This window comes from Streptomyces sp. NBC_00448 (genome assembly GCF_036014115.1).
In the GTDB taxonomy this organism is placed as follows: Bacteria; Actinomycetota; Actinomycetes; order Streptomycetales; family Streptomycetaceae; genus Actinacidiphila.
The window spans coordinates 8,716,276-8,738,053 of sequence record NZ_CP107913.1 but is presented as its reverse complement, the minus strand read 5'-3'; the positions used below and the strand labels follow the sequence as shown (position 1 = coordinate 8,738,053).

The following is a 21,778-nucleotide window of genomic DNA, read 5'->3' as shown; positions in this document are numbered from 1 at the left end:
GCGCTCGCTCACGCCGGTATCACCACGCGCACCCGCCATCCTCCCGCGTCGTCGCCGTCCACGATCGGGCCGGCCGTCACCGTGCCTCCCACCAGTTCGACGCGCTCGCGCATCCCGACGAGTCCCATGCCGCTCCCGGCACCGGCCAGCGGCCGGGAGCCGTCCGGGGGCGCGGAGTTCACCACCTCGAAGGTGGTCTCCTCCGTGCCGTACCCCAGGCGCAGCCGGACCGGCGCGCCAGGTGCGTACTTGTGCGCGTTGGTCAGCGCCTCCTGGGCGCAGCGCACGATCACCTGGGCGGGCCGGACGGGCAGTTCGTGCGGCGATCCGTCGAGGGTCAGCGTACCGGTGCCCGGGCTGGAGCCGAGCATGGAGCGCAGCGTCTCCAGCAGCGGCAGCGCGTCCTCCCGCAGGTCGCGGACCGTGCGCTGGACCTCGGTCAGTCCGGCGCGGACCAGGCTCTGCGCCCGCTGGGCGGCCTGCCGGGCCTCGTCCACCGCGCCGGCCTCCAACAGCGCGTCGGTGACCTCCAGTTGCATGTTGACGCCGGCCAGCGAGTGGGCGAGCACGTCGTGCACGTCGCGGGCGATACGGGCGCGCTCGGCCAGCGCCTCGGCGCGGGCCTCGGAGCGCGAGGCCAGCTCCGCCTGCTCGGCGGCGGCCCGCGCCGAGCTGAGCGCGTCGGCCTGCGAACGGTTGGAGATGCCGACCAGCACGCTGATGCCGGTCAACGCGCCCAAGTACCACGACACATGGCCGTAGGCGCTGCCGATCGGGAAGAGCAGCACGCTCGCGCACAGCACGCTGGTGAGCACCGCGAAGGTCAGCGCCCGCTGCTGCGCGAGGCGGAACCCGGCGTGGCCGGCCGCGTAGAACGCGAACAGCGACGCCGCTCCGGAGTGGTCCTGGCTCATCAGGGCGGCCGCGCTGACCGCCGCGGCGCCCAGCACCGCCGTCTGCGGACCGGGCGGCAGCACTCCCACGGGGATCAACCGGGTGCACAGCAGCACCGAGTTCACGACGAGCAGGCACAGGACCGCGAGTCCGGTGCCGGACGTCCCGATCGGGTTCACCAGCACCGCGCACACCGCGATACCGGTGGCGGTGGTGAAGAACTGGAAGAGGTTGTTGTCCTCCGTGAACCAGCGGATCACGGCTCGAAGTCGATGCACTGGAGCTCTTTTCCCGTGGTCGGCCGGTCAGCCGGTAACGGTTCGGGGCGAAAACTACCAGCGCCCCCGCCCACCGCGACAACCGGAGGCGCCCCGCCTAGCGATCCCGCGACTCCCGGTGGGCCGGGCCGTGCCCGCCCTGGTCCTCCGCCCCCGCGGGCCGGGCGCGTGTCGCCCGGGACAGCACCACCAGCGACTCGGCCAGCACGCCGAGGCCGACCGCGAGCAGCACACCCTGGTCGGCGGCGCGCGCGGACGCGGCCGCCATCGCACGACCGGCCGACGACAGCGCCACCTGCAACGCCGCCCCCAGCAGCCACAGCAGCAGCGACCCGGCCCCGTACCGCATCGATCGCGCGCCGTCCCGTGTCCCCAGGCGTACGGTCAGGCCGCGGGCCAGCCCGACGGCCACGCCCAGCAGGCAGCTCGCCGCGATCAGGGCGACCGTCGCCCCGCCCGCCGGCCGGGCGTCGCGGACCGTGAACAGCCCCAGCACGCCGAGCACCACCGGCGCCGCCAGCACCGGCCCGGTCTCCAGGGCCTCCCCGATGATCCGGCGGGCGAGGACGTAGCCGACGCCGCTCACGAGGAGGACGATGTTCAGGGCACTCATCCCGCCCCTTTCCCACCACGTGCTTCCGCCGGCATTCCGCTGATACCGGCACGCTAAGGACCACCGCCGTTCCGTCGCTCCACCCCAGGGTGGAGATCCGGGTGGAGATCCACGTGGAAGGTCCAGGTGGAGGGTCCGCGCGGGGGCGGGGAGCGACCACGCCGTGACGTTTCTCGATCATCGGCGGATACTGGGGGTATGAACTGCCCGCCCGGACGAGTGGCCTCGACCCCGGGCTCCCGCGTACCGGGGGCGCGTCCCGCCCGCCGGCACCCGGTCGGCGAAAGCGCCGCGCCGCGCCCTCGCGCAGCACCGCGGGCCGCCGCCGTCGAGAACTCTGGACACAGCCTCTGACCTGCTACGACACAGGCGGTTGCCCTGGCTGCCGGCCTGGCGAGGAGATTCCCGTGAAGATGCTGATCAACGTACCGGAGAACGTGGTCCCGGACGCGCTGCGGGGCTTCGCGGCGGTGCACACCGATCTGACCGTCGACGTGGAGCGCCGGGTGATCGTCCGCCGCGGGGCGCCCTACGACGGGCAGGTCGGGCTGGTGTCGGGCGGCGGGTCGGGGCACGAACCGCTGCACGGCGGTTTCGTCGGGCGCGGCATGCTCACGGCCGCCTGCCCGGGCGAGGTCTTCACCTCTCCGGTGCCGGACCAGATGGTGCGGGCCGCGGCGGCGGTGGACAGCGGCGCGGGCGTGCTGTTCATCGTGAAGAACTACACCGGCGACGTGCTCAACTTCGACATGGCCGCCGAACTCGCCGAGGACGAGGGCGTCCAGGTGGCGAAGGTACTGGTCAACGACGACGTGGCGGTGACCGACAGCCTCTACACGGCCGGCCGGCGCGGCACCGGGGCCACCTTGTTCGTCGAGAAGCTGGCGGGCGCGGCGGCCGACGAGGGCGCGCCGCTGGACCGGGTCGCGGGCATCGCCCACCGGGTCAACGAGGTGTCCCGCAGCTTCGGGGTGGCGCTCAGCGCGTGCAGCACCCCCGCGAAGGGCGGCCCGACCTTCGACCTGCCCGAGGGCGAGCTGGAGCTGGGCGTCGGCATCCACGGCGAGCCGGGCCGGGAGCGCCGCGCCATGATGACCTCGGGCGAGATCGCGGACGTGGCGGTGGACGCCGTGGTCGAGGACCTGCACCCCGACGCGCCGGTGCTGCTGCTGGTCAACGGGATGGGCGCCACACCGCTGCTGGAGCTGTACGGCTTCGCGGCCGAGGTGCACCGGGTGCTGGCCGCCCGCAAGGTCTCGGTGGCCCGTACGCTCGTCGGCAACTACGTGACCTCGCTCGACATGGCGGGCGCCTCGGTGACGATCTGCCAGGCCGACGAGGAGCTGCTGCGGCTGTGGGACGCGCCCGTGTCGACCCCGGCGCTGCGCTGGGGCTGCTGACCGCGGTCCCCGGCCGCCGCCGGGTGTGCGGGCGCGCACCGCGCGCCGTGCCGCTTCGACCACCCGTGGAAAGGCACACCGTATGAACGCCGTCCCCGAACAGCCCGACCAGCCCGCCGACATAGACGCGGCCCTGCTGCTGCGATGGCTCGACACGGCGACGTCCGTGATCGAGCGGGAGGCCGCCCACCTCACCGAACTGGACTCCCCGATCGGCGACGCCGACCACGGCAACAACATGCGCCGCGGTTTCCTCGCCGCGCGCGCCGCACTTCAGCAGGAGCCGCCGGACACCCCCGGCGGGGTACTGGTCGCGGTGGGACGGCAACTGATCAGCACCGTCGGCGGCGCGTCGGGCCCGCTGTACGGCACGCTGCTGCGGCGCACGGGCAAGGCGCTCGGCGACGCGCCGGCGGTGACCGCGGCGGAACTGCGCGACGCGCTGAAGGCCGGGGTGGACGCCCTGGCGCAGCTCGGCGGCGCGGTGCCGGAGGACAAGACGATGGTGGACGCGCTGGTACCGGCGCTCGACGCGTTCACGGCGGCGCTCGACGCGGGCGAGGGCACCGCCGAAGCGCTGAGCGCCACGGCGCGGGCGGCGGGGGAAGGCGCCGCAGCAACGATTCCGCTGCGCGCCCGCAAGGGCCGGGCGAGTTATCTGGGCGACCGCAGCATCGGCCACCAGGACCCGGGCGCGACCTCCTCGGCCCTCCTGCTCACCGCGCTCGCCGACACCGCACGGGAGGCGTCCTCCTCATGACCGGCAGCACGGACAGCACCACCGGGGACCGTACGAAGGCGCTGGTCGGGATCGTGCTGGTCTCGCACAGCGCGGCGGCCGCGAACGCCGTCGCGGATCTGGCGTCCGCCCTCACCGGCGGCGACGAGGTGCCGCTGATGCCGGCCGGCGGCGGGCCCGACGGCGGCCTCGGCACCAGCTCCGACCTGATCTCCTCGGCCGCGCGCACGGTCGACCAGGGTGCGGGCGTGGCGGTGCTCGCCGACCTCGGCAGCGCGGTGCTGACGGTGAAGGCGCTGCTCGCCGACGACGAACTCCCGCCCGGCGCACGCCTGGTGGACGCCCCCTTCCTCGAAGGGGCGGTCGCCGCCGTCGTCACCGCGTCCACGGGCGCGGACATCGACGCGGTCGCGGCGGCAGCGGCGGAGGCGTACACCTACCGCAAGGTGTGATCTGCGCCGACCTGTTCGTCAGGGGGTCGGCGCCGGCCGAGCGCGACCGGGTACGCCGGCGGCCGGTCCTCCCGGGGATGGAGGCCCGGCCGCCGGACGTCAGCCGCGCGCCTGGCTGTCGATCGGGCCGCGCAGCCGCTCGGTGACCTCCCACAGCCGCTTCGCGGTCAGCGGGCTCATCGACTGGGCCGAGGAGGGGGTGGGGACGAACCGGTCGTAGTAGCGGCCGTTTTCCACCGCCGCGGCCGTCGCCAGCCGGACGATGGGCACGGCCCCCTGCGACGGGCGCATGAGCAGCACCCGTCCCACCTTGTTGAGCAGCCACATCGCCGGATTGCGCACCCCGCGCATCAACCGCGAGCGGACCACACCGGGATGTACCGCCACGATGCTGAACTGCGGGAACCTGCGGTGGAATTCGTAGGTGAACAGCAGGTTCTCCAGCTTGGTGCGGCTGTAGGTGAGGAACATGCTGTAGTGGCGCTCGCTCTGCAGGTCACCGAAGTCCACGTCGATCCCGCCGGCCCCGCTCATCGTCATCCGGTGGCCCTCGGAGTTGGTGTTGACGATCCGCCCGTCCCCGCGCGCCAGCAGCGGCAGCAGCAGCGCGGTCGTCGTGTACGGGGCCAGGTGGTGCACGGCGAAGTTCATCTCCAGCCCCTCGGAGGTCAGTTGACGGTGTCCGAGCATGACGCCGGCATTGTTGACCAGGGTGTCGACGGTGTCGGTGTGGGTGCGGATCTCCCGCACGACGGCCTCGATGCCGGCCCGCGTGGAGACGTCGCCCGCGATGAACACCGCCGGCGGGCGGGAGACACCGGCGGACCCGGCCCGGCGCAGCTCGGCGGCGAGCGCCTTGCCGCGCCCCTGGTCCCGGCCGACCACGATCAACCGGTGCCCCCCGGCGGAGAGTTGCCGGGCCGCCATCCGGCCGATGCCGGAGGTGGCACCGACCAGCACGATGGTGCGGGGCCGGTGGGAACCGCGCGCGCTCTTCGGAGTGCTCACTGTGCTCACTGTGCGGCGGGGACCTTGCCCAGGCCGGTCACGGACTTGATCAGCCGGTCGCGGGTCCGCAGCGGGAGACGGGACAGCAGGCCGAGGAGCCGCAGGTCGGGGCCCACGGTGTAGCGCGGTTTGGGCTTGCCGGTGGTCATCACCTTCGCGATGACGTCGGCGACCAGCGCCGGCGACGACAGCTTCAGACCGGCCATCCCGGCGAGCACGGCGCCCTGCTGGGCCTGGTAGAGCGCGAGCTGGTCCGGCGGCAGGGACGCGTTCGCCTTCTCGGCGACCTCCCCGGCCTTGGCGAAGATGGCGGTGTCCATCGCACCGGGCTCGACCACCACGACGGAGATCCCCCAGTGCGCGAGCTCCAGCCGCATGGCGTCGGAGAGCGAGGCGACCGCGGCCTTGCTGGCGGAGATCGGGCCGTAGAACGGGCCGGCCGCGCGGGCGGTGCCGGCCGTGATGTTCACCAGAGTGCCCTTGGCGGGCCGCAGGAAGGGCACGAACGCCTGGGTGACAAGCGCCGCACCGATCACGTTGACCTCGAACTGGCGGCGCAGGTCGGCCTCGGGGACCTGCTCCATCGGGCCCTGCACGATGATGCCGGCGTTGTTGACCACGCCGCGCAGGCTGTGGTCTCCCCGCGCGCGGATCTCCGCGGCGGCGGCGGCGATGGCGGCGCGGTCCGTCACGTCCATCGTGAGCGGGTGCACTCCGGCCAGGCCGTCCAGCGGTCCGGTCGCGCTGCGGGCCGCGGCGTAGACGCGAAATCCCTTGTCGACGAGGGCGCGGGTGGTCGCCACACCGATTCCCCCGCCGGCGCCGGTGACGAGTACCGCAGGTGGCTTGTCGTGGCTGGGCATGGGTGGCCTCTCGATATGGTTTTAGGGACATGTACACCTGGACATGTCCAATGTTAGTTACGGACCGGGTCGTGTCAAGATGAGTGAGGAAGCCGCCAGTACCTAGGAGTCGTCGATGTCGCTGCGCCATGGCCTGCTCGGATTGCTCGCGGAAGGTCCGGCCAGCGGATACGACCTCGCCCTCCGTTTCCAGGAGTCGCTGGGGTCGGTGTGGCCGGCCCAGCACCCGCGGATCTACGCCGAGCTCTCCCGGCTCGCCGAGGCCGGGCTGATCGAGGTGGACAGCCACGGGCCGCGCCGCAGGAAGGCGTACCGGATCACCGACGCCGGTCTCACGGAGGTGCGGCGCTGGCTGTCCGAGGAGGAGGCCGACCACACGTTCCGGATGGAGACGCTGCTGCGGGCGTACTTCTTCTGGCTGATGGACCCCGACAGCCTGCGGGCCCACCTGGAACGCGAGCACCGCTTCTACTCCGAGACCGCGACGACGCTGCGGGCCTACGCCGAGGCCAAGGACCGCGGCGAGTGGGGCGACAGCCCGCGCACCCGGGCCATGCGGATCGCGATCGAGGCGGGCCTGCGGATCAACGAGGCGCTGGCGGAGTGGGCCGACTGGGCGCAGCGGGCCGACCTGATGTCGGCGGAGGACTTCGGCAAGGGGTCAGCGGCGACAGGGGCACCGGCGAAGGGGTCGGCGGCGAACGGCGACGCGGGCACGGAAGGTTCGGCGGGCACGGAAGGTTCGGAGCACCCGCACGACACCCCGGCGCCGTAGGGGCGGTGGGTGCGGCTCCCTCCGCGGAGGAAGCCGCACCCACCACAGGCACGGGCGGTTACGGTCGGTCAGCGGCCGTAGGTCAGCAGGTGGCGGACCATCCGGCAGGTGATGTCGGACGGCGGGTGCACGCCTATCCGCTCGGCGGTGCGGCGAATCCGTCCGTTCCCGGCCTGAGCCGCTTCGTAGACCCCCGAGTCGAGCAGGGCGATGGTCAGGCGCATGGTCTTCAGGCGGCGGTTGTGGGCGACGTACCACTCGCGGGGCAGGCCCGCGGGCAGCGGCTTCTTCGGCAGTGCGACGACGGGCGCGGATGTGTGTCGGCGTGTATCCAGGGGCAGTACGGCAGCGGCCATCGGCTTCCTCCTGAGGCGTCGGCCAACCCTCTCGAACACTGTCGATTTTACCGCCAAGCACTGACAAAGCGGCCTGGCCAGGAGGGGGTTGGCCCGACCCGGCCGACATGTCCGCGCCGGCCGCGGGCCGATGGTCGTACCGGGGTCACGGAGCCCGGTGGCCGTCCCCGTCGAGCGCGGGTGCGGGCGCGGGGGCGGGCGCGGGCGCGAACCACGTCGGCTCCTCGCGCAGCGCCGACTCGATCCGGCCGCGGGCGATCGGCCCGAGCGGGGGCAGCTCGTCCAGCGCGAACCACCGCACGTCCAGCGACTCGTCGTCGTTGACCCGGGCCTCGCCGCCGACCGCCCGGCAGCGCAGCACGATGTCGATGTACTGGGCGTGGTCGCCGTTGTCGTACACCACCGGCTCGTTGGTGAAGACGCTGAGCACCCGCTCCACCACCGCGGACACCCCGGTCTCCTCCTGGATCTCCCGCACCGCGCTCTCGGCGGGCTGCTCGCCGGGGTCGGGGATGCCGCTGATCAGCGCCCAACGGCCGGTGTCCGTACGGCGGTTGAGCAGCACCCTGCCGCGGTCGTCGAAGACCACCATGACCACGCCGGGCAGCAGGAGGAGAACGTTCCCCGCCTTTTCGCGGATGTCCTGGATGAATTGGGGAGTCGCCATGCCCCGAGCCTACGAGATGAAAGGTGAACGCCACATCAGCACCAGGTTTCACAAGCTCGACGAGCTTCCTGTGCGACATATCCACAGGGTGGGCCCTCACCCGTTACGGTGATCCGGACAACAGCGCCCACGCGGGGAACGCGGGCACGGGGTACCCCGTCGCGCCCGGGTGGTGGCGGCAGGGGGTCGGGGATGGACACGACGGCCGGTGGCGCGCCGGAAGCGGCGCGCGGGGCCCGCGCGGCGGCGGAGGCCGGCCCGCGCCGCGCCGGTTCGCCCGAGGACGGCCGGGCGGCCGACGGTACGCCCGAGGACGACCCGGACGGGAGCGCGAGCGGCAGCACGGCCGCGGACGGCACCGGCTCCGCCCTGTTCCCCGACCTCGGCGACACGGGTGACACCGGCGGCATCGACGACATCGGTGACATCGCCGGGTCCCCGCCGCAGCCGGTCCGGCCGGCGCGGCCGCCGTCCGGCGGCGGGGCGGTCGACGCGGCGGGGATGGTCGTCCTGGCCTGCTGCGCGGTGTGGGTGATGGTCTGCGCCGGCGGCCGCGAGGCCAGGCCGGAGGGCGCGCTGCTGGCGCTGCTCGCGGTCACCGCCGGATACGCCGCGGGCCGGGTGCTCGGGGCGATGCTGCCGACGCTGACCCTCACCGTCGGCGCGGTGACCGTGCTGGCGCTGGTGCTGGGCCCGGCGCACCGGCTGTCCGGCGGCGCGAGCGCGCCGCCGCTGGGCTACCCCAACGCGGACGCGGCGCTGCTCGTCCTGGCCGCCGGGGCGGCGTGCTGCGCGGCGTGGGGCGTCCCCGACACGGTGTGGCGCGTCCCGTCGGTGGTGTGGCAGGCGCTGCTGCGGCTGCTGGCGCTGGCGGCCGCGGTGGCGGCGCTGGTGCTGGGGTCGTCGGCGGGCTTCACGGCGGGCGTGGCGGTCGTGCTGTGCTCGCTGGCCGCGGCCCGGATGCGGCACCGGCTGATCGGCCTGGTCGGGCTCGCGCTGGCCGCGGCGCTGGCGGTCGGCGGAAGCTACGCGGTCGCGGTCGACGCGGCGCCCGGCGGGCTGTCCGAGTCGCTGACCGGACAGCTCACCCAGCCGCGCGTCGCGCTGTGGCACGAGGCCGTGCACCTCGCCGGACGCCATCCGCTGCGCGGCGTCGGGCCGGGACGCTTCGCCGAGGAGAGCACACCGCTGCCCTCCGACACGCCCACCGCCGAGACCCCGCAGTCCGCGCCGTTCCAACTCGCCGCGGAGCAGGGAGTGCCGGGGGTGGCGCTGCTCGGCGGCGCCTACCTGTGGACGCTGTGCGCGCTGTGGCGCTCCCCGCGGTCGACGCCCGCGGTGCTGACCGCGGCCGCGACGCTGACCGGGCTCGGGCTGCTCGCGGCCGTGGACCACGTGCTCAGCTACACCGCGGTCACGGCCGCGGCGGGGCTGCTGGCGGGGCTGGCCACCTCGCGGCCGCTCCCGGCCCAGGCACCGGCGCCCGCACCGAAGCCCAGCCCGAAGTCCGGCCCGAAGCCCAGCCGGAAGCAGCCCATGCAGAAGCCCGCCCCGCGTCCTGCCGCGGAACGGGCTTCCCTGCCGGCTTCCGGGTCGGCGCCGGACCGTTGACGATCGGGGTGCCGAGGCGCCGCTCCGGGCTCAACGGGCGGCGGTGGGGCCCTGCGGATCGCGCGGCGCGGCGGACAGGCCGAGCATCTCGCGGATGGCGCGCACCGCGCCTTCCGCGTCGTCGACGGTGACGGTGAACCACCTACCGCCGCCGAGGTCGATCACGATGCCGGGCCCGCGGCGCACCACCACGGCGGTGCCCTTCTCCGGCCGCCAGCGGTAGCCCCAGCCGCCCCAGGCGCGCGGGCTGATCACCGGGGCCAGCCGGGCGCCGCTGACCTCGCCCATCGGGATACGGCGGCGCGGCACCCCGATGTGGCCGCAGCGCACCTGCACCGCGTCACGGTCGACGCGCACATGAACGTGGGTGAAGGCCACGGTGCCGAACAGGACGAGCAGTCCCACGGCGAGGCATCCCACCACCGACATCACGAGCGGGACGAGGCTCGCGGTGGGGCCTGGGCCCTCCACCGCGAGCGAGATGCCGAGCGCCACACAGGCGGCGCCCACGGCAGCGGGAACCCACTGCATACGGTTGCTGGCCCGGCCCGTCCACACCTGGGACGCGCCGGTCTCCGGCCGGGGAGCGTGCGTCATGCCCCGAAGCGTACCCATCCGCGGGGCGCGCGGCATCGTGCCGGGGTCAAGCCGTGGCGGGCGTCACGGCGAGTCCCGCGCTCTGCGGGTAGGTGAGGGCGGCGGCCGGGAGGGGGGCCGAGCGGCCGCTGAGGATCACCTCGACGGTGCCGCCGCCCGGGGTGTCGGCCACCCTGCGCAGGGCCTGGGCCGCCACGGCGTCCGCGGAGCCGTACAGTTCGGCGCCGGGCACGGCGGCGGAGATGCGGTCGACGACCAGTTCGTAATGGGTGCATCCCAGGACGACGGCACTTACACCCGATGGAGTGAGGGCCGCCGCGGCGGCGACCGCCGCGTCGATGGCGTCAGTGTCGGCGTTCTGCACGGCGTCGGCCAGTCCCGGACAGGGCACTTCGGTGATCCGCGCGCCGTTGCCGAACTCGGCGATCAGGCCGCGCTGATAGCTGCTGCCCGTCGTCGAGGGGGTGGCCCAGATCGCCACGGCGCGGTGGGCCGCCGCCGCGGGCTTGATCGCCGGCACGGTGCCCACGATCGGCAGCCCCGGCTCGAACGCCGCCCGCAGCGCGGGCAGCGCGTGCACCGACGCGGTGTTGCACGCCACGATCAGCCCGTCCAGCCCGTGCGCCGCCGCGGCCCGCGCGCACTCCAGCGCCCGCGCCGCCACGTCGTCCACCGACCTCGGCCCCCACGGCATGCCCTCCGGGTCCGACGCGAGCACCAGGTCCGCGTCCGCCCGCACCCGCCGCACCGCCGCGGCGGCGGCCAGCAGCCCGATTCCCGAATCCACCAACCCGATCTTCACGCCGCCACTTTAGTTCCCCCGGGCCCGGGGCGCCGTGCCCCCCGGGCCCGCCCGGATCTGCTCGTCGCGCAGTTCCCCCGCGCCCCTTACGTACGACGGGCTCACCCTCTTTGCGGGCAGAGCCGCACGAATGAGGGGCGCGTGGGGGTACTCCCCCTGGCTCCGCCGGGGGCACCCCCACCCAGGCGAAGCTCTGGGGGAGAACGGCGCGAGCAGCCAACCACCGACAGGTGGTCCCGGAACCGACGGAACTCGGCAGGGCGGGCGGGTCGGCGCGGCGCCGTACGGCACACTGCGGGGGTGAGCGTGATGACCGGGGTCGCAGGGGTGTCGTTGGTGGCGTGGGCGTGGTTGCTGGTGGGGCAGGGAGGGTTCTGGCGGACGGACGTGCGGCTGCCGCGGGGCGGCGGGGGCGAAGCGGTGAAGGCGTGGCCGGACGTGGCGGTGGTGGTGCCCGCGCGCGACGAGGCCGAGGTGATCGGGCGGAGCCTGGCCTCGCTGCTGGCGCAGGAGTACCCGGGCCGGGCCGAGGTCTTCCTCGTGGACGACGGAAGCACGGACGGGACCGGCGAGCTGGCACGGGAGTTGGGCGAGCGACCGGGCTCGCTGCCGCTGACCGTGACCTCGCCGGGCGAGCCGCCCCAGGGGTGGACCGGCAAGCTGTGGGCGGTCCGGCACGGGATGGCGCTGGCCCGGGAGCGTACGGGCGCGGAGTACTTCCTGCTGACGGACGCGGACATCGCGCACCGCGAGGGCAGCCTGCGGGCCCTGGTGGAGGCCGCGGTCGGCAACGACCTGGACATGGTCTCGCAGATGGCCCGGCTGCGGGTGGAGACCGGCTGGGAGCGGCTGATCGTCCCGGCGTTCGTGTACTTCTTCGCGCAGCTCTACCCGTTCCGCTGGATCAACCGCCCGGGCGGCCGTACGGCGGCCGCGGCCGGCGGGTGCGTGCTGCTGCGGGCGTCCGCGGCGGAGGCCGCCGACGTGCCGGACGCGATCCGGCAGTCGGTGATCGACGACGTGGCGCTGGCCCGGGCGGTGAAGCGTTCGGGCGGCCGGATCTGGCTGGGGCTGGCCGAACGCGTCGACAGCGTGCGCCCGTACCCGGATCTGGCCGAGCTGTGGCGGATGGTGGCGCGCAGCGCGTACGCCCAGTTGCGGCACAACCCGCTGGTGCTGCTGGGCACGGTGCTGGGGCTCGCGCTGATCTACCTGGTTCCGCCGGTCGCGGCGATCGGCGGGGCGCTCGCGGGCGCGTGGCCGCTGTGCGTGATGGGCGCGGCGGCATGGGCGGTGATGGCGGGGACGTACCTGCCGATGCTGCGGTACTACGGGCAGCCGTGGGCGCTGGCCCCGCTGCTGCCGTACACCGCGGCGCTGTACCTGCTGATGACGGTGGACTCGGCGGTGGAGCACTACCGCGGCCGGGGCGCGGCGTGGAAGGGCCGCACCTACGCGAAGCCCGACGCGACGGTGTGATCCGCGGCGTCCCCCGGGCTCAGCCGGGCCCGGGGGTCCAGCGCAGACCCCACCCGTAGGCGTAGTCGACCATCCGCTGCGGGCTCAGGCCGGCGCGGGGCGCGAGGTAGCGGGCCTCGCGGCGGACGAGCAGGTGCGGGCCGTCGCGGACGAGCAGGGCGAGCGCGCAGGCGGTGGCGGGCGCGGTGCAGGGGCCGAGCGGGACACGGATGCCGGCGCCGTGTCCGGAGTCCAGGATCAGGGAACCGTTCAGGCCGCGCAGGTCGTGGTCACCGGTGTGGGCACTGACGAAGAGCAGGACGCGGCGGAAGGCGGCGCCGTGGTCGAGGTCGAAGGCGACGTGGTCGCCGTGGTGCCGGTCGGTGCCGAGCCGCAGGTACGGCGGCCGGTCCAGGGCGCCGTGGCCGCCGCCGAGGGCCTGGACGACCCCGCGGCTGCCGTCGGTGAGTTCGAACAGGGCGCACAGGTCGATGCCGGCCGGGACCGGGGTGCCCGGGGCCGCGGGCTGCCAGGCGGGGGTGGCGCGCAGGGTGCCGCGGGTGGCGCCCTGGAGGGTGAGCGACGCGGTGGGCGCGTCCTCGGTGAGCGTCACGGCGGTGGGGCGGGCGTCCGCGGGGCACAGAAGGGCACGGAAGTGCCAGCGGTCGTCGTAGTGGCAGCACTCCCCCACCACGTAGTCGCCGCGCACGCCGGTGTCGGCATCGGTGCCGGTGGGGGCCGCGCACTCCATGTCGGCGAGCCCGATGGCGGGTTCGGCGCCCGGGACGCCGACGGCGAGCAGCCGTATCCGGCCCGCGGCGGGTGCCCGGCCGGGTGCGCGCAGCACGATCCGCACCGTCTGCCCGGGCTCGGCGAGTATCGCGAGGTCCACCGAAAGGATGGTGCCGCGGTCCGCCACGGTGACGCCGGGTCCGGTCTCCCCGGGGGACGGCGGGGCCGTCGGGTCCAGCCGGTCCGGCGAGGACGACGGCGCACCGGAGCGCACCGGCGGCAGCACCCCGAGCACACCCGGCCCGCCGCCGGACCGACCGCCGGGCCCGCCCGATCCGCCCGCGCCGGTCCCCCCGCGGTCCCCGCCGGCCCCCGGTTCGTACCGGAACCGTAGGACCGCCCCCGCCGGAAGCTCCACGCTCTCCCCTGCGCGCAGCGTCATTGACACCCTCTCAGCGCCCTCGTCCACGGCGTGCCGACCCCCGGGTTACGCACATGACACGCGCCTTTTACCTGATCACATCCTGAGATGGTGACCGTTTTTCGGGGGTTCGCTCATATTGGTGACCTGAGGTCACTCCCTGCACGCAAAACAACCATCCAATCGGTCTCCCCAACGACCACATCGTGGGCTTAACTTATGGCTCATGACCACCCCCCGCGGTTCGTACGGTGGCGGCTACGGCAGCTACTACCCTTCGTCTGCGTCCTTCCCGGACACCCCGATCTACGACAGCCTCGTGGCCGAGCGCGGCACCCCGCAGATCGCCCCCATCCGCGTGCCCGCGCCGTACCCCTCGTACGAGTCCGGCGGCTACAACTCCTTTGGCAGCAGCGGGAATCTGCCCGCACTGCCGGCCGCGCTCCCCGCGCTGCCGGCCGGTCCTTCGGCGCCGATGGGACAGATGGGCCAGCAGCACCAGCCGCAGCCCCAGCCGATGCAGAACGGCTACCAGGGCGGCGGCTACCAGCCGCAGCCCGCGCCCTACGTCCCGCAGCAGGCCGCGGCGCCGCGCCAGGGGTACGGCAACGGGTACAACACCAACGGCGCCGGCTACCCTGCGCAGCCGCCGCAGCCGTCTCCCTCCGGGTACCAGACGGCCCGCCCCGCGCCGCCGCGGCCGATGACGCCGCGGCAGGGGCCCGCCGGGCACCCCGAGGAGAACTACCAGCGCCGCAACCTCGGTCTCGGGGTCCCGCCGGCGCAGCCTGGAGGCGGGTACTACCAGGGCTGACCTCCCGACGAGCGGCGCCCGGCCCGGTGGCACGATGGTCATATGACCATGCCCGAAGTCAGCGCGCTGCACGTCTATCCGGTCAAGTCGCTGCGTGCGACCAGCACGCCAGCAGCGGTCGTGGAGCCGTGGGGGCTCGCGGGGGACCGCCGCTGGATGCTGGTCGACGCCGGCACCGGCAAGGCCGTCACGCAGCGCGAGGACGCGCGGCTGGCGCTGATCGGCGCCGTGCTCGACGAGCACGGCGGGCTGCGGCTGACCGCGCCCGGCCGGCGGCCGCTCGACGTCGCGGTGCCGCCGCCCGGGCCGCTGGAGACCGTCCGGATCTTCTCCGGCACGCTCGAAGTACGGCCCGCCGACGAGGCCGCGAGCGCGTGGTGCAGCGCCTACCTCGGCATGCCGGTACGGCTGGTCCACCTCGACCGGCCCGAGTCGCGCAGGCCGATCGACCCCGAGTACGCGCGGCCGGGCGAGACGGTCAGCCTCGCCGACGGCTTCCCGCTGCTGGTCACCACCACCGCGTCGCTCGACGCGCTCAACAAGCTGATCGCCGCCGGCGACCGTGCGGACGAGGGCCCGCTGCCCATGAACCGGTTCCGCCCGAACGCCGTCGTGGTCGGCACCGAGGCATGGGCCGAGGACGGCTGGCGACGGGTGCGGATCGGCGAGGTGGTCTTCCGGGTGCCCAAGCCCTGCGGGCGGTGCGTGATCACCACGACCGACCAGCGCACCGGCGTACGCGGTCGGGAGCCGCTGCGCACCCTGGGCCGGCACCGCAACATCAACAGTCAGCTCGTTTTCGGCCAGAATCTCGTGCCCGAGACATCAGGAACCCTGCACGTCGGCGATCCGTTGACGGTGGTGGAGTGACGTTTCCACGCACCCCGTCCGCGCCCCGGCGGACGGAGCAGGCATGAACCGCGCCGGTTGCGGTAGGTAGTTGATGGGTGTGAAGGGGGTGGCCGTCGATGAGGGGTCGCACGAGAGTCACCAGGCGGGGCTGGCGCTGGCGGCGCAATCCGCTGCGCCGGCGCACGGACGTGGTGGAGACGTGGCTCGCGCTGCTCTTCGCCGTCCTGCTCTGCGCGTCGCCGCTGTTCGGCTGGTGGGCGGATCGGTCGGTCGGCCGCGCCCTGCGGCATGAAGTGGCCACCGAGCACTCCGAGCGGAGCCTGGTGACGGCGTCGCTGGCCCGCTCCAAACCGTCCGGTTCCGAGACGCACCCCGCCGAGCAGCTGCGCTGGACCGGACCCGACGGCACGTCGCACACCGCCTCCGTCTCCTCCGATGTCGAGGTGGTGCAGCAGGGCCGGATCAGGATCTGGACCGACCACAAGGGCCGGCTGGTACCGCCGCCGCTGGACTCCGCCACGGCGGCCACCCACGCGGTGCTGGCCGGCGTCGCGGCCGGATCGGCCGTGGTCGGACTGCTGGTGATATCCCGCCAGTTGCTGATGTGGCGTCTGATGCTGCGCCGGCTGGACTCCTGGGAGCGCGAATGGGCCCGGGTGGGCCAGGATTGGGGCCGCGCGGGCGCCGGCGGCTGACCGTCCGGCGGCTCCTTCTGGCGTCCGGCGGCCCGCCGCGCGTCACCAGCATGCCTCCGCTCGCGCTACGGTTGATCCCCGGTCGGCCGACGCAAGAGGTGGGGGCTGAGCAGCCCGATGGCACATGGCGTGGTGCAGGTGACCAATCCGAGCAGTTCTCGGTGGCGCCGCCGCACAGGTGAGTACGAGACCCTCGCCGCCGCGCTGGAAGCGGCGAGTGACGGCGACGTGCTCTCGGTGGGTCCCGGTACCTACCGGGAGAACCTGCTGGTGGACAGCGCGGTGACGCTGCGCTGCGCGGACGGACCCGGCACCGTGCGGCTCGCGCCGGCCTCGGGGGTCGCGCTGACCCTGCGCGGCGCCGCCGTCGTGCAGGACCTGCTGGTCGAGTGCCAGGACGTCACCTCGGCCGCGCTGCTGGTCGAGGCGGGTGCCCCGGAGCTGTCGGGGGTGCGGATCAGCACCCGCTCGGCGGTCGGCCTGGAGGTGCGCGACGGCGCCCGGCCGACGGTACGCCGCTGCACCGTGGACAACCCGGCCGGTCTCGGCGTGAGCGTCCTGGACGGTGCGGGCGGCCTGTTCGAGGAGTGCGAGGTGATCGCCGCCGGGCAGAACGGCTTCGCGGTCCGCGGCGGCGCGTCCCCCCGGCTGGAGCGCTGCCGTATCCACCACGCCTCCGGCGCGGGGGTGTCGGTCACCGGTGAGGGCAGCTCGCTGGAGGCGGTGAGCTGCGAGGTGTTCGAAGTACGCGGCACCGGCGTGCAGTTGTCCGCGCGCGGTAGCGGGCAGTTCACCGACTGCCAGGTGCACCGCACCACGGGCGACGGCATCACCCTCGACACCGACGCGGTGCTCGCGATGGCCGACTGCGACCTCCACGACATCCCGGAGAACGCCGTCGACCTGCGGGCCCGTTCGGTGCTGACGCTCACCCGCTGCACGGTGCGCGGCTTCGGCCGCAACGGCCTGTCGGTGTGGGACCCGGGCACCCGCGTGGACGCCAACCAGTGCGAGATACACGACAGCACCGGCGACTATCCGGCGGTGTGGGTGAGCGACGGCGCGGTGGCCATACTGGACTCCTGCCGCGTGCACGACGTGCCGGACGCGCTGTTCGTGCTGGACCGCGGTTCGCGCGCGGACGTGGTGGACAGCGACTTCGCGCAGATCCGGAACACCGCGGTGTCGGTGAGCGACGGCGCCAGCGTGCAGCTGGACGACTGCCGGATCAAGGAGGCGGCCACCGGTGCGTGGTTCCGCGACCACGGCAGCGGCGGCACCCTCTCCCAGGTCACCATCGACGACACCGCGACCGGCGTGATCGTCACCAAGGGCGCCGACCCGGCGCTGGAGCGCTGCACGGTCACGAACCCCGCCGAGGCGGGCGTGTACGTGTCGGCGGGCGGCCGCGGCACGTTCAACGGGTGCCGGGTGATCGGCAGTCGGGGCTTCGGCTTCCATGTCATCGACGGCTGCCGGTCCCACCTGACCCGCTGCCGCACCGAGCGGTGCGCCCGCGGCGGCTACGAGTTCTCCGAGCCGGGCCCGGTCACCGAGGACTGCACCAGCGACCGGGCCGCCACCGACGACATGCCCGAGCCGGTGCCGACCGCGACCGGCGGCGTGCTGGGCACGGCGGCCCCGGCCGGCACCTCCGCCGCCCCCGGCACGCCCGCCCGGCAGCAGAGCCCCGGCACGCAGTCGTACGGCCTGCTGGGCGGCGTCCCCGCGCAGCGGCCGGCCGAGCAGCAGCAGGAGCCGCAGGTGCGGGTGACCGCGCGGGAGAGCGACGCCGTCCTCGGCGACCTGGACGCGCTGGTCGGCCTGGACGGCGTCAAGCGCGAGGTGCGCACCCTGATAGACCTGATCTCGGTCGGCCGGCGCCGTGAGAAGGCCGGGCTCAAGGCTCCCTCGCCCCGCCGCCACCTGGTCTTCACCGGCTCCCCCGGCACCGGCAAGACCACCGTGGCGCGGCTGTACGGCGAGATCCTGGCCTCGCTCGGCGTACTGGAGCGCGGGCACCTGGTCGAGGTCTCCCGCGTCGACCTGGTCGGCGAGCACATCGGCTCGACCGCGATCCGCACCCAGGAGGCGTTCGACCGGGCGCGCGGCGGAGTGCTCTTCATCGACGAGGCGTACGCCCTCGCGCCGGAGGACGCCGGCCGCGACTTCGGGCGCGAGGCGATCGACACGCTGGTCAAGCTCATGGAGGACCACCGCGAGGCGGTCGTGGTGATCGTGGCCGGCTACACCGCCGAGATGGAGCGGTTCCTCGCCTCCAACCCCGGTGTGGCGTCCCGCTTCTCACGCACCATCACCTTCGGCGACTACACCCCGGGGGAGCTCCTCCAGATCGTCGAGGCGCAGGCCACCGAGCACGAGTACCGGCTCGGCGACGACGCCGCCGACGCCCTCATGAAGTACTTCACCGCGATCCCGAAGGGCCCCGCGTTCGGCAACGGCCGCACCGCGAGGCAGACCTTCGAGGGCATGGTCGAACGGCACGCGGTCCGCATGGCCCACGTCGAGGAACCGACCCACGACGAACTCCAGCTCCTCTACCCGGAGGACCTGCCCAACCTCAACTAGCGGCTGCCCGCGTTCGGGGGCTTCTCGGGGGAAGTGCCACACGGACACAGGACCGCGGGAAGCGGCGCGGGCGACCCACCACCGCGGGGTGATCGCGAAACCGACGGTACGGACCACCCCGGGGGGTCAGGGGCGCCTAAGATAAGCGGTCGGTGTAGTTGGACAACGACACGGACGGGACGGGGTCACGGGTGAGCGACAACCAGAACCTCCTCGCGGAGCAGCGGCGGGCCCTGATCCTGGACGAGGTCCGACGGCGCGGCGGGGTGCGGGTCAACGAGCTGACCCGGCGGCTGAACGTCTCCGACATGACCGTCCGCCGCGATCTCGACGCGCTGGCGCGGCAGGGCGTGGTGGAGAAGGTGCACGGCGGCGCGGTGCCGGTGGTCGAGCCGAGCAGCCACGAACCGGGGTTCGAGGCGAAGTCGGGCCTGGAGCTGGGCGCGAAGGAGGCGATCGCGCGGGAGGCCGCCGCCCTGGTCCCGCCGGGCGCGGCCATCGCGCTGGCCGGCGGCACCACCGCGTACGCGCTGGCCCAGCAACTGCTGGAGGTGCCGGACCTGACCGTGGTGACCAACTCGGTGCGGGTCGCGGACGTCTTCCAGTCCGGTCAGCGGCTGGCCGGCGGCACGCACGGCTCGGCCGCGGCCACCGTGGTGATCACCGGCGGTATGCGCACGCTGTCCGAGACGTTGGTCGGGCCGGTCGCGGACCGGGCGATCCAGTCGCTCCACTTCGACCTGCTCTTCCTGGGCGTGCACGGCATCTCGGTGGAGGCGGGCCTGTCCACGCCGAACCTCGCGGAGGCCGAGACCAACCGCCAGTTCGTCCGCTCGGCACGGCGGGTGGTGGTGATCGCCGACCACACCAAGTGGGGCACGGTCGGGCTGAGTTCGTTCGCCACCCTGGAGGACGTGGACACGCTGGTCACCGACGCGGGCATCCCTGAGGTGCTGCGCGAGGAGATCGCCGAGCACCTGTCGGACCTGATCGTCGCGGGCGACCCCGCGTCCCCCACCCTGACCTGACCGCCGCGGCGTCCCGCAGCCGCAGCCGCCGGCGCCGCCCCCGGCGGGGAATCAGCCCTTGCCGGTGACCAGGGACCAGGCGTGGCTGGGCGAGAGGACGATCAGCAGGATCACCACGAGCAGGACGACCGCGACCATCCCGCGCAGCCGGCCGCGGCGCAGCCTGCGCCGGTCGCTCTCGTCGGTGCGGCCGGTGCGGCCGGTGCGCCAGGAGGTGTCGTCGGGTATCGGGGAGGCCGGCACGGAGGCGCCACCGCGCCTGCCGCGACGCCGTTTGCTGCCCGGTGCCGCGGCGGCGCGCGCTTCCTGCTCCCGCAGCCGCCGGGCGACGATCCGGGCGCGCGCGGACGGCTCCTTGGGCGCGGAGGCGCGGATGTCGCGCTCGTTGTCGGAGAGGAACTGTTCCCACACCTCGTCCGGGATGGACGACTCCCCTTCCGGGGTGGGCGCGGAGTCTGTGGTCATCGGGCAGGCTCTCATCTCGTCCAGGACGGCCGGGGGTGAAGAGTCGTGCTCGGTGCCCCCCCAGGCGGTACGGCTTCGACCCACCAATATACGTTCGCCGGGCGCCCGGCGGCGTGGCTCCCCCGGCTTCCCGGAAAAAGCCGGTCATCGCCGGCCCGGCGCCGCTCGCCCTCCGGGCACCGCTCAGCGGTACTCAGCGGTACTCGGCCAGCCGGGGCCGGACCGCCAGCAGGGCCAGCAGCGCGGCGGCGCCCAGCGCCCCGGAGGGCAGTGCGGGCCAACCGGCCAGATTGCCCCGGGCGTCGGCGGCGTGCGCGGCGAAGTCGTCGAGCTGCTGCCCGGCGAGGTCGTCCAGGGTGGTCGCGAAGTCCCAGAAGTCGAAGGCGATGTCCCCGCGCCCGACCGTGGTGAGCAGCACGGCCGCCTGGTCGGTCTTCCCGTCGTTCGTCAGGCGGCGCAGCGTGGTGTCGTCGGCGCGGAACCGGTGGTAGCGGGTGAGCACGTCCTCGTACGCGGGGCGTTCGCGCGCGGTGGCGTAGCCGGCGGGCGTCAGCAGGGTGTCGAGGCGCTTGGTCAGCGTGGTGAACAGGGTCGCGTCGCTCCGCCCGAGGTCGTCGCCCTGCACGAACCAGCGGCTCTCGGCGGCCGCGGCCTGCGCGGCCACGGCGCTCGCCTCGGCCAGCCGCGACCAGGGCCGCAGCCCCTGGCGGTCGGCGGCGGCGGCGCCGCTCGCGCAGGAGGTCAGGGCGAGCACGCCGGCCAGGCACACCGCGAGCACCGCGGCGGTGGCGGCCACCAGCGGCGGGTTGAACAACCGCCGGTAGTCGCGGGCCAGTTCGCGCTGCCACCACAGCAGGAGCAGCAGCGTGGCCAGGCCGACCAGGCCCACCACGAGCGCCCAGCGCCGGGTGTCCGCGCGCACCCGGGCGGTGTCGTGGTCGGCCTGCAGCTGGTAATCCGCCGCGAGCCTGTCGGCGGTCGGCAGCAGCGTCCGGGTCATCACGGCCGCGGCCTGCGCGTTCATGGCGACGGTGACCGCCGGCGGGTGACCGGCGAGCCGGTCGGGCGCCTGCTCGTCGACGTAGGACGCGCGGCCGCTCAGGTCGTCGTAGTGGCCCAGGCCGTCGAGGAGTTCGCCCACCAGGTCGCCGTGCGCGCCGTCGCCGCTGAGCCGTCGCAGCGCGTCGCTGACCTGGGCGCGCCGCTGCTGCGCGGTGATCAGGGCTTCGAGCTGGTTGCCGACGTACGTGCCGCTGCCGTCGGCCGACATGCCCGGCGCGAGGGTGTCGGCGTGCTGGGCGTCGAGGTCGGCCAACGCGAACCTCAACTGGGCGGCGACGGCGGCCCGGCCGGAGACGGTGGTGCGCAGCCGCGCGGTGTCGCCGCGTACGGTCACCGCGCCGATCACGGCGGTGGCGCACAACGCGGCGAGCAGCAGCAGCGCCAGGGCGGCGCGGGCGCCCAGCCGACGCGGCCCGTTCAGCCGCAGCCGCACCCGCCGCCGCGCACGGTGGGGCTCGGGCGGGGCAGCGGGCGGCTCGGACCGCGCCTCGGACCCGGCCGGATCGGCGGCCCTCCGGCTCGTCAACTGCGACGTGGTCATACGGTGACGCTAGGTGCGGGCGGCGAAACCCCGGTGGCCCCGGGGCATCCGTAGCGTGTCCTGGCT

The 21,778-nt window shown here is 74.3% G+C and carries 22 protein-coding genes; 11 read left to right on the top strand and 11 right to left on the bottom strand.

Annotated features, from left to right (window positions below; genetic code table 11):
• Positions 1–8: 8 nt before the first annotated feature.
• Together OG370_RS37570 and OG370_RS37565 are read right to left on the bottom strand one after the other, a co-directional pair.
• Complete coding sequence (locus OG370_RS37570; protein ID WP_328472351.1) at positions 9–1,172, bottom strand: sensor histidine kinase; 1,164 nt, start codon at positions 1,170–1,172, stop codon at positions 9–11.
• Positions 1,173–1,269: 97 nt separating this feature from the next.
• The gene (locus tag OG370_RS37565) at positions 1,270–1,785 is read right to left on the bottom strand and encodes a hypothetical protein (RefSeq protein ID WP_328472349.1); all 516 of its coding nucleotides are present in this window, start codon (positions 1,783–1,785) and stop codon (positions 1,270–1,272) included.
• Between the two features lie 407 nt (positions 1,786–2,192).
• Here OG370_RS37565 and dhaK point away from each other — a divergent pair, with 407 nt between their 5' ends.
• From dhaK to OG370_RS37550, 3 genes are all read left to right on the top strand, one after another.
• Positions 2,193–3,185: a dihydroxyacetone kinase subunit DhaK gene (gene dhaK, locus OG370_RS37560; protein ID WP_328472347.1), complete on the top strand. Its 993-nt coding sequence runs from the start codon at positions 2,193–2,195 to the stop codon at positions 3,183–3,185.
• Positions 3,186–3,267: 82 nt separating this feature from the next.
• On the top strand, positions 3,268–3,945 hold the full coding sequence (gene dhaL / locus OG370_RS37555; RefSeq protein ID WP_328472345.1) for a dihydroxyacetone kinase subunit DhaL: 678 nt from the start codon (positions 3,268–3,270) through the stop codon (positions 3,943–3,945).
• A complete protein-coding gene (locus OG370_RS37550; protein WP_328472343.1) occupies positions 3,942–4,376 on the top strand; it encodes a PTS-dependent dihydroxyacetone kinase phosphotransferase subunit DhaM in 435 nt (144 codons plus the stop codon). The genes dhaL and OG370_RS37550 overlap by 4 nt, the downstream gene beginning before the upstream one ends.
• A 99-nt stretch (positions 4,377–4,475) precedes the next feature.
• Here OG370_RS37550 and OG370_RS37545 read toward each other — a convergent pair whose 3' ends face one another.
• Both OG370_RS37545 and OG370_RS37540 read right to left on the bottom strand, forming a co-directional pair.
• Positions 4,476–5,384: an SDR family NAD(P)-dependent oxidoreductase gene (locus OG370_RS37545; protein ID WP_328472341.1), complete on the bottom strand. Its 909-nt coding sequence runs from the start codon at positions 5,382–5,384 to the stop codon at positions 4,476–4,478.
• A 5-nt stretch (positions 5,385–5,389) separates the two neighbouring features.
• Positions 5,390–6,247, bottom strand: a complete 858-nt coding sequence (locus tag OG370_RS37540) for an SDR family NAD(P)-dependent oxidoreductase (RefSeq protein ID WP_328472339.1) — start codon at positions 6,245–6,247, stop codon at positions 5,390–5,392.
• A 115-nt stretch (positions 6,248–6,362) separates the two neighbouring features.
• Between OG370_RS37540 and OG370_RS37535 the strand changes: the two genes are divergently transcribed.
• Positions 6,363–7,022 (top strand): PadR family transcriptional regulator, encoded by a 660-nt coding sequence (locus OG370_RS37535; protein WP_328472337.1) that lies wholly within the window; start codon positions 6,363–6,365, stop codon positions 7,020–7,022.
• Positions 7,023–7,090: 68 nt separating this feature from the next.
• Here the strand turns inward: OG370_RS37535 and OG370_RS37530 are convergent, their stop codons facing one another.
• Positions 7,091–7,378: a hypothetical protein gene (locus tag OG370_RS37530; RefSeq protein WP_328472334.1), complete on the bottom strand. Its 288-nt coding sequence runs from the start codon at positions 7,376–7,378 to the stop codon at positions 7,091–7,093.
• A 145-nt stretch (positions 7,379–7,523) separates the two neighbouring features.
• Positions 7,524–8,045, bottom strand: a complete 522-nt coding sequence (locus tag OG370_RS37525) for an NUDIX hydrolase (protein ID WP_328472332.1) — start codon at positions 8,043–8,045, stop codon at positions 7,524–7,526.
• Between the two features lie 192 nt (positions 8,046–8,237).
• Here OG370_RS37525 and OG370_RS37520 point away from each other — a divergent pair, with 192 nt between their 5' ends.
• Positions 8,238–9,656, top strand: a complete 1,419-nt coding sequence (locus tag OG370_RS37520; protein WP_328472324.1) for an O-antigen ligase family protein — start codon at positions 8,238–8,240, stop codon at positions 9,654–9,656.
• Between the two features lie 30 nt (positions 9,657–9,686).
• Here OG370_RS37520 and OG370_RS37515 read toward each other — a convergent pair whose 3' ends face one another.
• Both OG370_RS37515 and OG370_RS37510 read right to left on the bottom strand, forming a co-directional pair.
• The gene (locus tag OG370_RS37515; RefSeq protein WP_328472322.1) at positions 9,687–10,253 is read right to left on the bottom strand and encodes a hypothetical protein; all 567 of its coding nucleotides are present in this window, start codon (positions 10,251–10,253) and stop codon (positions 9,687–9,689) included.
• Positions 10,254–10,299: 46 nt separating this feature from the next.
• Positions 10,300–11,055, bottom strand: a complete 756-nt coding sequence (locus OG370_RS37510) for a glutamate racemase (RefSeq protein ID WP_328472320.1) — start codon at positions 11,053–11,055, stop codon at positions 10,300–10,302.
• Between the two features lie 309 nt (positions 11,056–11,364).
• On the opposite strand from OG370_RS37510, the gene OG370_RS37505 reads away from it, so the two are divergent.
• A complete protein-coding gene (locus OG370_RS37505; RefSeq protein ID WP_328474788.1) occupies positions 11,365–12,534 on the top strand; it encodes a glycosyltransferase in 1,170 nt (389 codons plus the stop codon).
• 19 nt (positions 12,535–12,553) lie between these two features.
• Here the strand turns inward: OG370_RS37505 and OG370_RS37500 are convergent, their stop codons facing one another.
• Positions 12,554–13,687, bottom strand: a complete 1,134-nt coding sequence (locus OG370_RS37500; RefSeq protein WP_328472318.1) for a Tellurium resistance — start codon at positions 13,685–13,687, stop codon at positions 12,554–12,556.
• 205 nt (positions 13,688–13,892) lie between these two features.
• Between OG370_RS37500 and OG370_RS37495 the strand changes: the two genes are divergently transcribed.
• The 5 genes from OG370_RS37495 (at position 13,893) to OG370_RS37475 (ending at position 19,644) form a co-directional block, all read left to right on the top strand.
• Positions 13,893–14,480 carry a DUF6643 family protein gene (locus tag OG370_RS37495; protein ID WP_328472317.1) on the top strand — a complete coding sequence of 196 codons (588 nt, stop codon included), beginning with the start codon at positions 13,893–13,895 and terminating at the stop codon, positions 14,478–14,480.
• A gap of 42 nt (positions 14,481–14,522) precedes the next feature.
• On the top strand, positions 14,523–15,350 hold the full coding sequence (locus OG370_RS37490; protein WP_328472315.1) for an MOSC domain-containing protein: 828 nt from the start codon (positions 14,523–14,525) through the stop codon (positions 15,348–15,350).
• A gap of 98 nt (positions 15,351–15,448) precedes the next feature.
• Positions 15,449–16,027, top strand: a complete 579-nt coding sequence (locus OG370_RS37485; protein WP_328472313.1) for an Rv1733c family protein — start codon at positions 15,449–15,451, stop codon at positions 16,025–16,027.
• Between the two features lie 117 nt (positions 16,028–16,144).
• Positions 16,145–18,616 (top strand): right-handed parallel beta-helix repeat-containing protein, encoded by a 2,472-nt coding sequence (locus OG370_RS37480; RefSeq protein ID WP_328472311.1) that lies wholly within the window; start codon positions 16,145–16,147, stop codon positions 18,614–18,616.
• Positions 18,617–18,807: 191 nt separating this feature from the next.
• Positions 18,808–19,644 (top strand): DeoR/GlpR family DNA-binding transcription regulator, encoded by an 837-nt coding sequence (locus tag OG370_RS37475; protein WP_328472309.1) that lies wholly within the window; start codon positions 18,808–18,810, stop codon positions 19,642–19,644.
• Between the two features lie 51 nt (positions 19,645–19,695).
• On the opposite strand, the gene OG370_RS37470 is transcribed toward OG370_RS37475, so the two are convergent.
• Positions 19,696–20,109 (bottom strand): hypothetical protein, encoded by a 414-nt coding sequence (locus OG370_RS37470; RefSeq protein WP_328472307.1) that lies wholly within the window; start codon positions 20,107–20,109, stop codon positions 19,696–19,698.
• A gap of 193 nt (positions 20,110–20,302) precedes the next feature.
• Complete coding sequence (locus tag OG370_RS37465) at positions 20,303–21,712, bottom strand: hypothetical protein (RefSeq protein ID WP_328472305.1); 1,410 nt, start codon at positions 21,710–21,712, stop codon at positions 20,303–20,305.
• Positions 21,713–21,778 lie beyond the last annotated feature (66 nt).

Bases quoted from the DNA above. Each gene is read 5' to 3' on its own strand.
- OG370_RS37565 (WP_328472349.1), bottom strand. From the start codon at position 1,785: ATGAGTGCCCTGAACATCGTCCTCCTCGTGAGCGGCGTCGGCTACGTC.
- dhaL (WP_328472345.1), top strand. From the start codon at position 3,268: ATGAACGCCGTCCCCGAACAGCCCGACCAGCCCGCCGACATAGACGCG.
- OG370_RS37550 (WP_328472343.1), top strand. From the start codon at position 3,942: ATGACCGGCAGCACGGACAGCACCACCGGGGACCGTACGAAGGCGCTG.
- OG370_RS37540 (WP_328472339.1), bottom strand. From the start codon at position 6,247: ATGCCCAGCCACGACAAGCCACCTGCGGTACTCGTCACCGGCGCCGGC.
- OG370_RS37535 (WP_328472337.1), top strand. From the start codon at position 6,363: ATGTCGCTGCGCCATGGCCTGCTCGGATTGCTCGCGGAAGGTCCGGCC.
- OG370_RS37530 (WP_328472334.1), bottom strand. From the start codon at position 7,378: ATGGCCGCTGCCGTACTGCCCCTGGATACACGCCGACACACATCCGCG.
- OG370_RS37525 (WP_328472332.1), bottom strand. From the start codon at position 8,045: ATGGCGACTCCCCAATTCATCCAGGACATCCGCGAAAAGGCGGGGAAC.
- OG370_RS37520 (WP_328472324.1), top strand. From the start codon at position 8,238: ATGGACACGACGGCCGGTGGCGCGCCGGAAGCGGCGCGCGGGGCCCGC.
- OG370_RS37515 (WP_328472322.1), bottom strand. From the start codon at position 10,253: ATGACGCACGCTCCCCGGCCGGAGACCGGCGCGTCCCAGGTGTGGACG.
- OG370_RS37505 (WP_328474788.1), top strand. From the start codon at position 11,365: ATGACCGGGGTCGCAGGGGTGTCGTTGGTGGCGTGGGCGTGGTTGCTG.
- OG370_RS37500 (WP_328472318.1), bottom strand. From the start codon at position 13,687: ATGACGCTGCGCGCAGGGGAGAGCGTGGAGCTTCCGGCGGGGGCGGTC.
- OG370_RS37495 (WP_328472317.1), top strand. From the start codon at position 13,893: ATGACCACCCCCCGCGGTTCGTACGGTGGCGGCTACGGCAGCTACTAC.
- OG370_RS37490 (WP_328472315.1), top strand. From the start codon at position 14,523: ATGACCATGCCCGAAGTCAGCGCGCTGCACGTCTATCCGGTCAAGTCG.
- OG370_RS37485 (WP_328472313.1), top strand. From the start codon at position 15,449: ATGAGGGGTCGCACGAGAGTCACCAGGCGGGGCTGGCGCTGGCGGCGC.
- OG370_RS37480 (WP_328472311.1), top strand. From the start codon at position 16,145: ATGGCACATGGCGTGGTGCAGGTGACCAATCCGAGCAGTTCTCGGTGG.
- OG370_RS37470 (WP_328472307.1), bottom strand. From the start codon at position 20,109: ATGACCACAGACTCCGCGCCCACCCCGGAAGGGGAGTCGTCCATCCCG.
- OG370_RS37465 (WP_328472305.1), bottom strand. From the start codon at position 21,712: ATGACCACGTCGCAGTTGACGAGCCGGAGGGCCGCCGATCCGGCCGGG.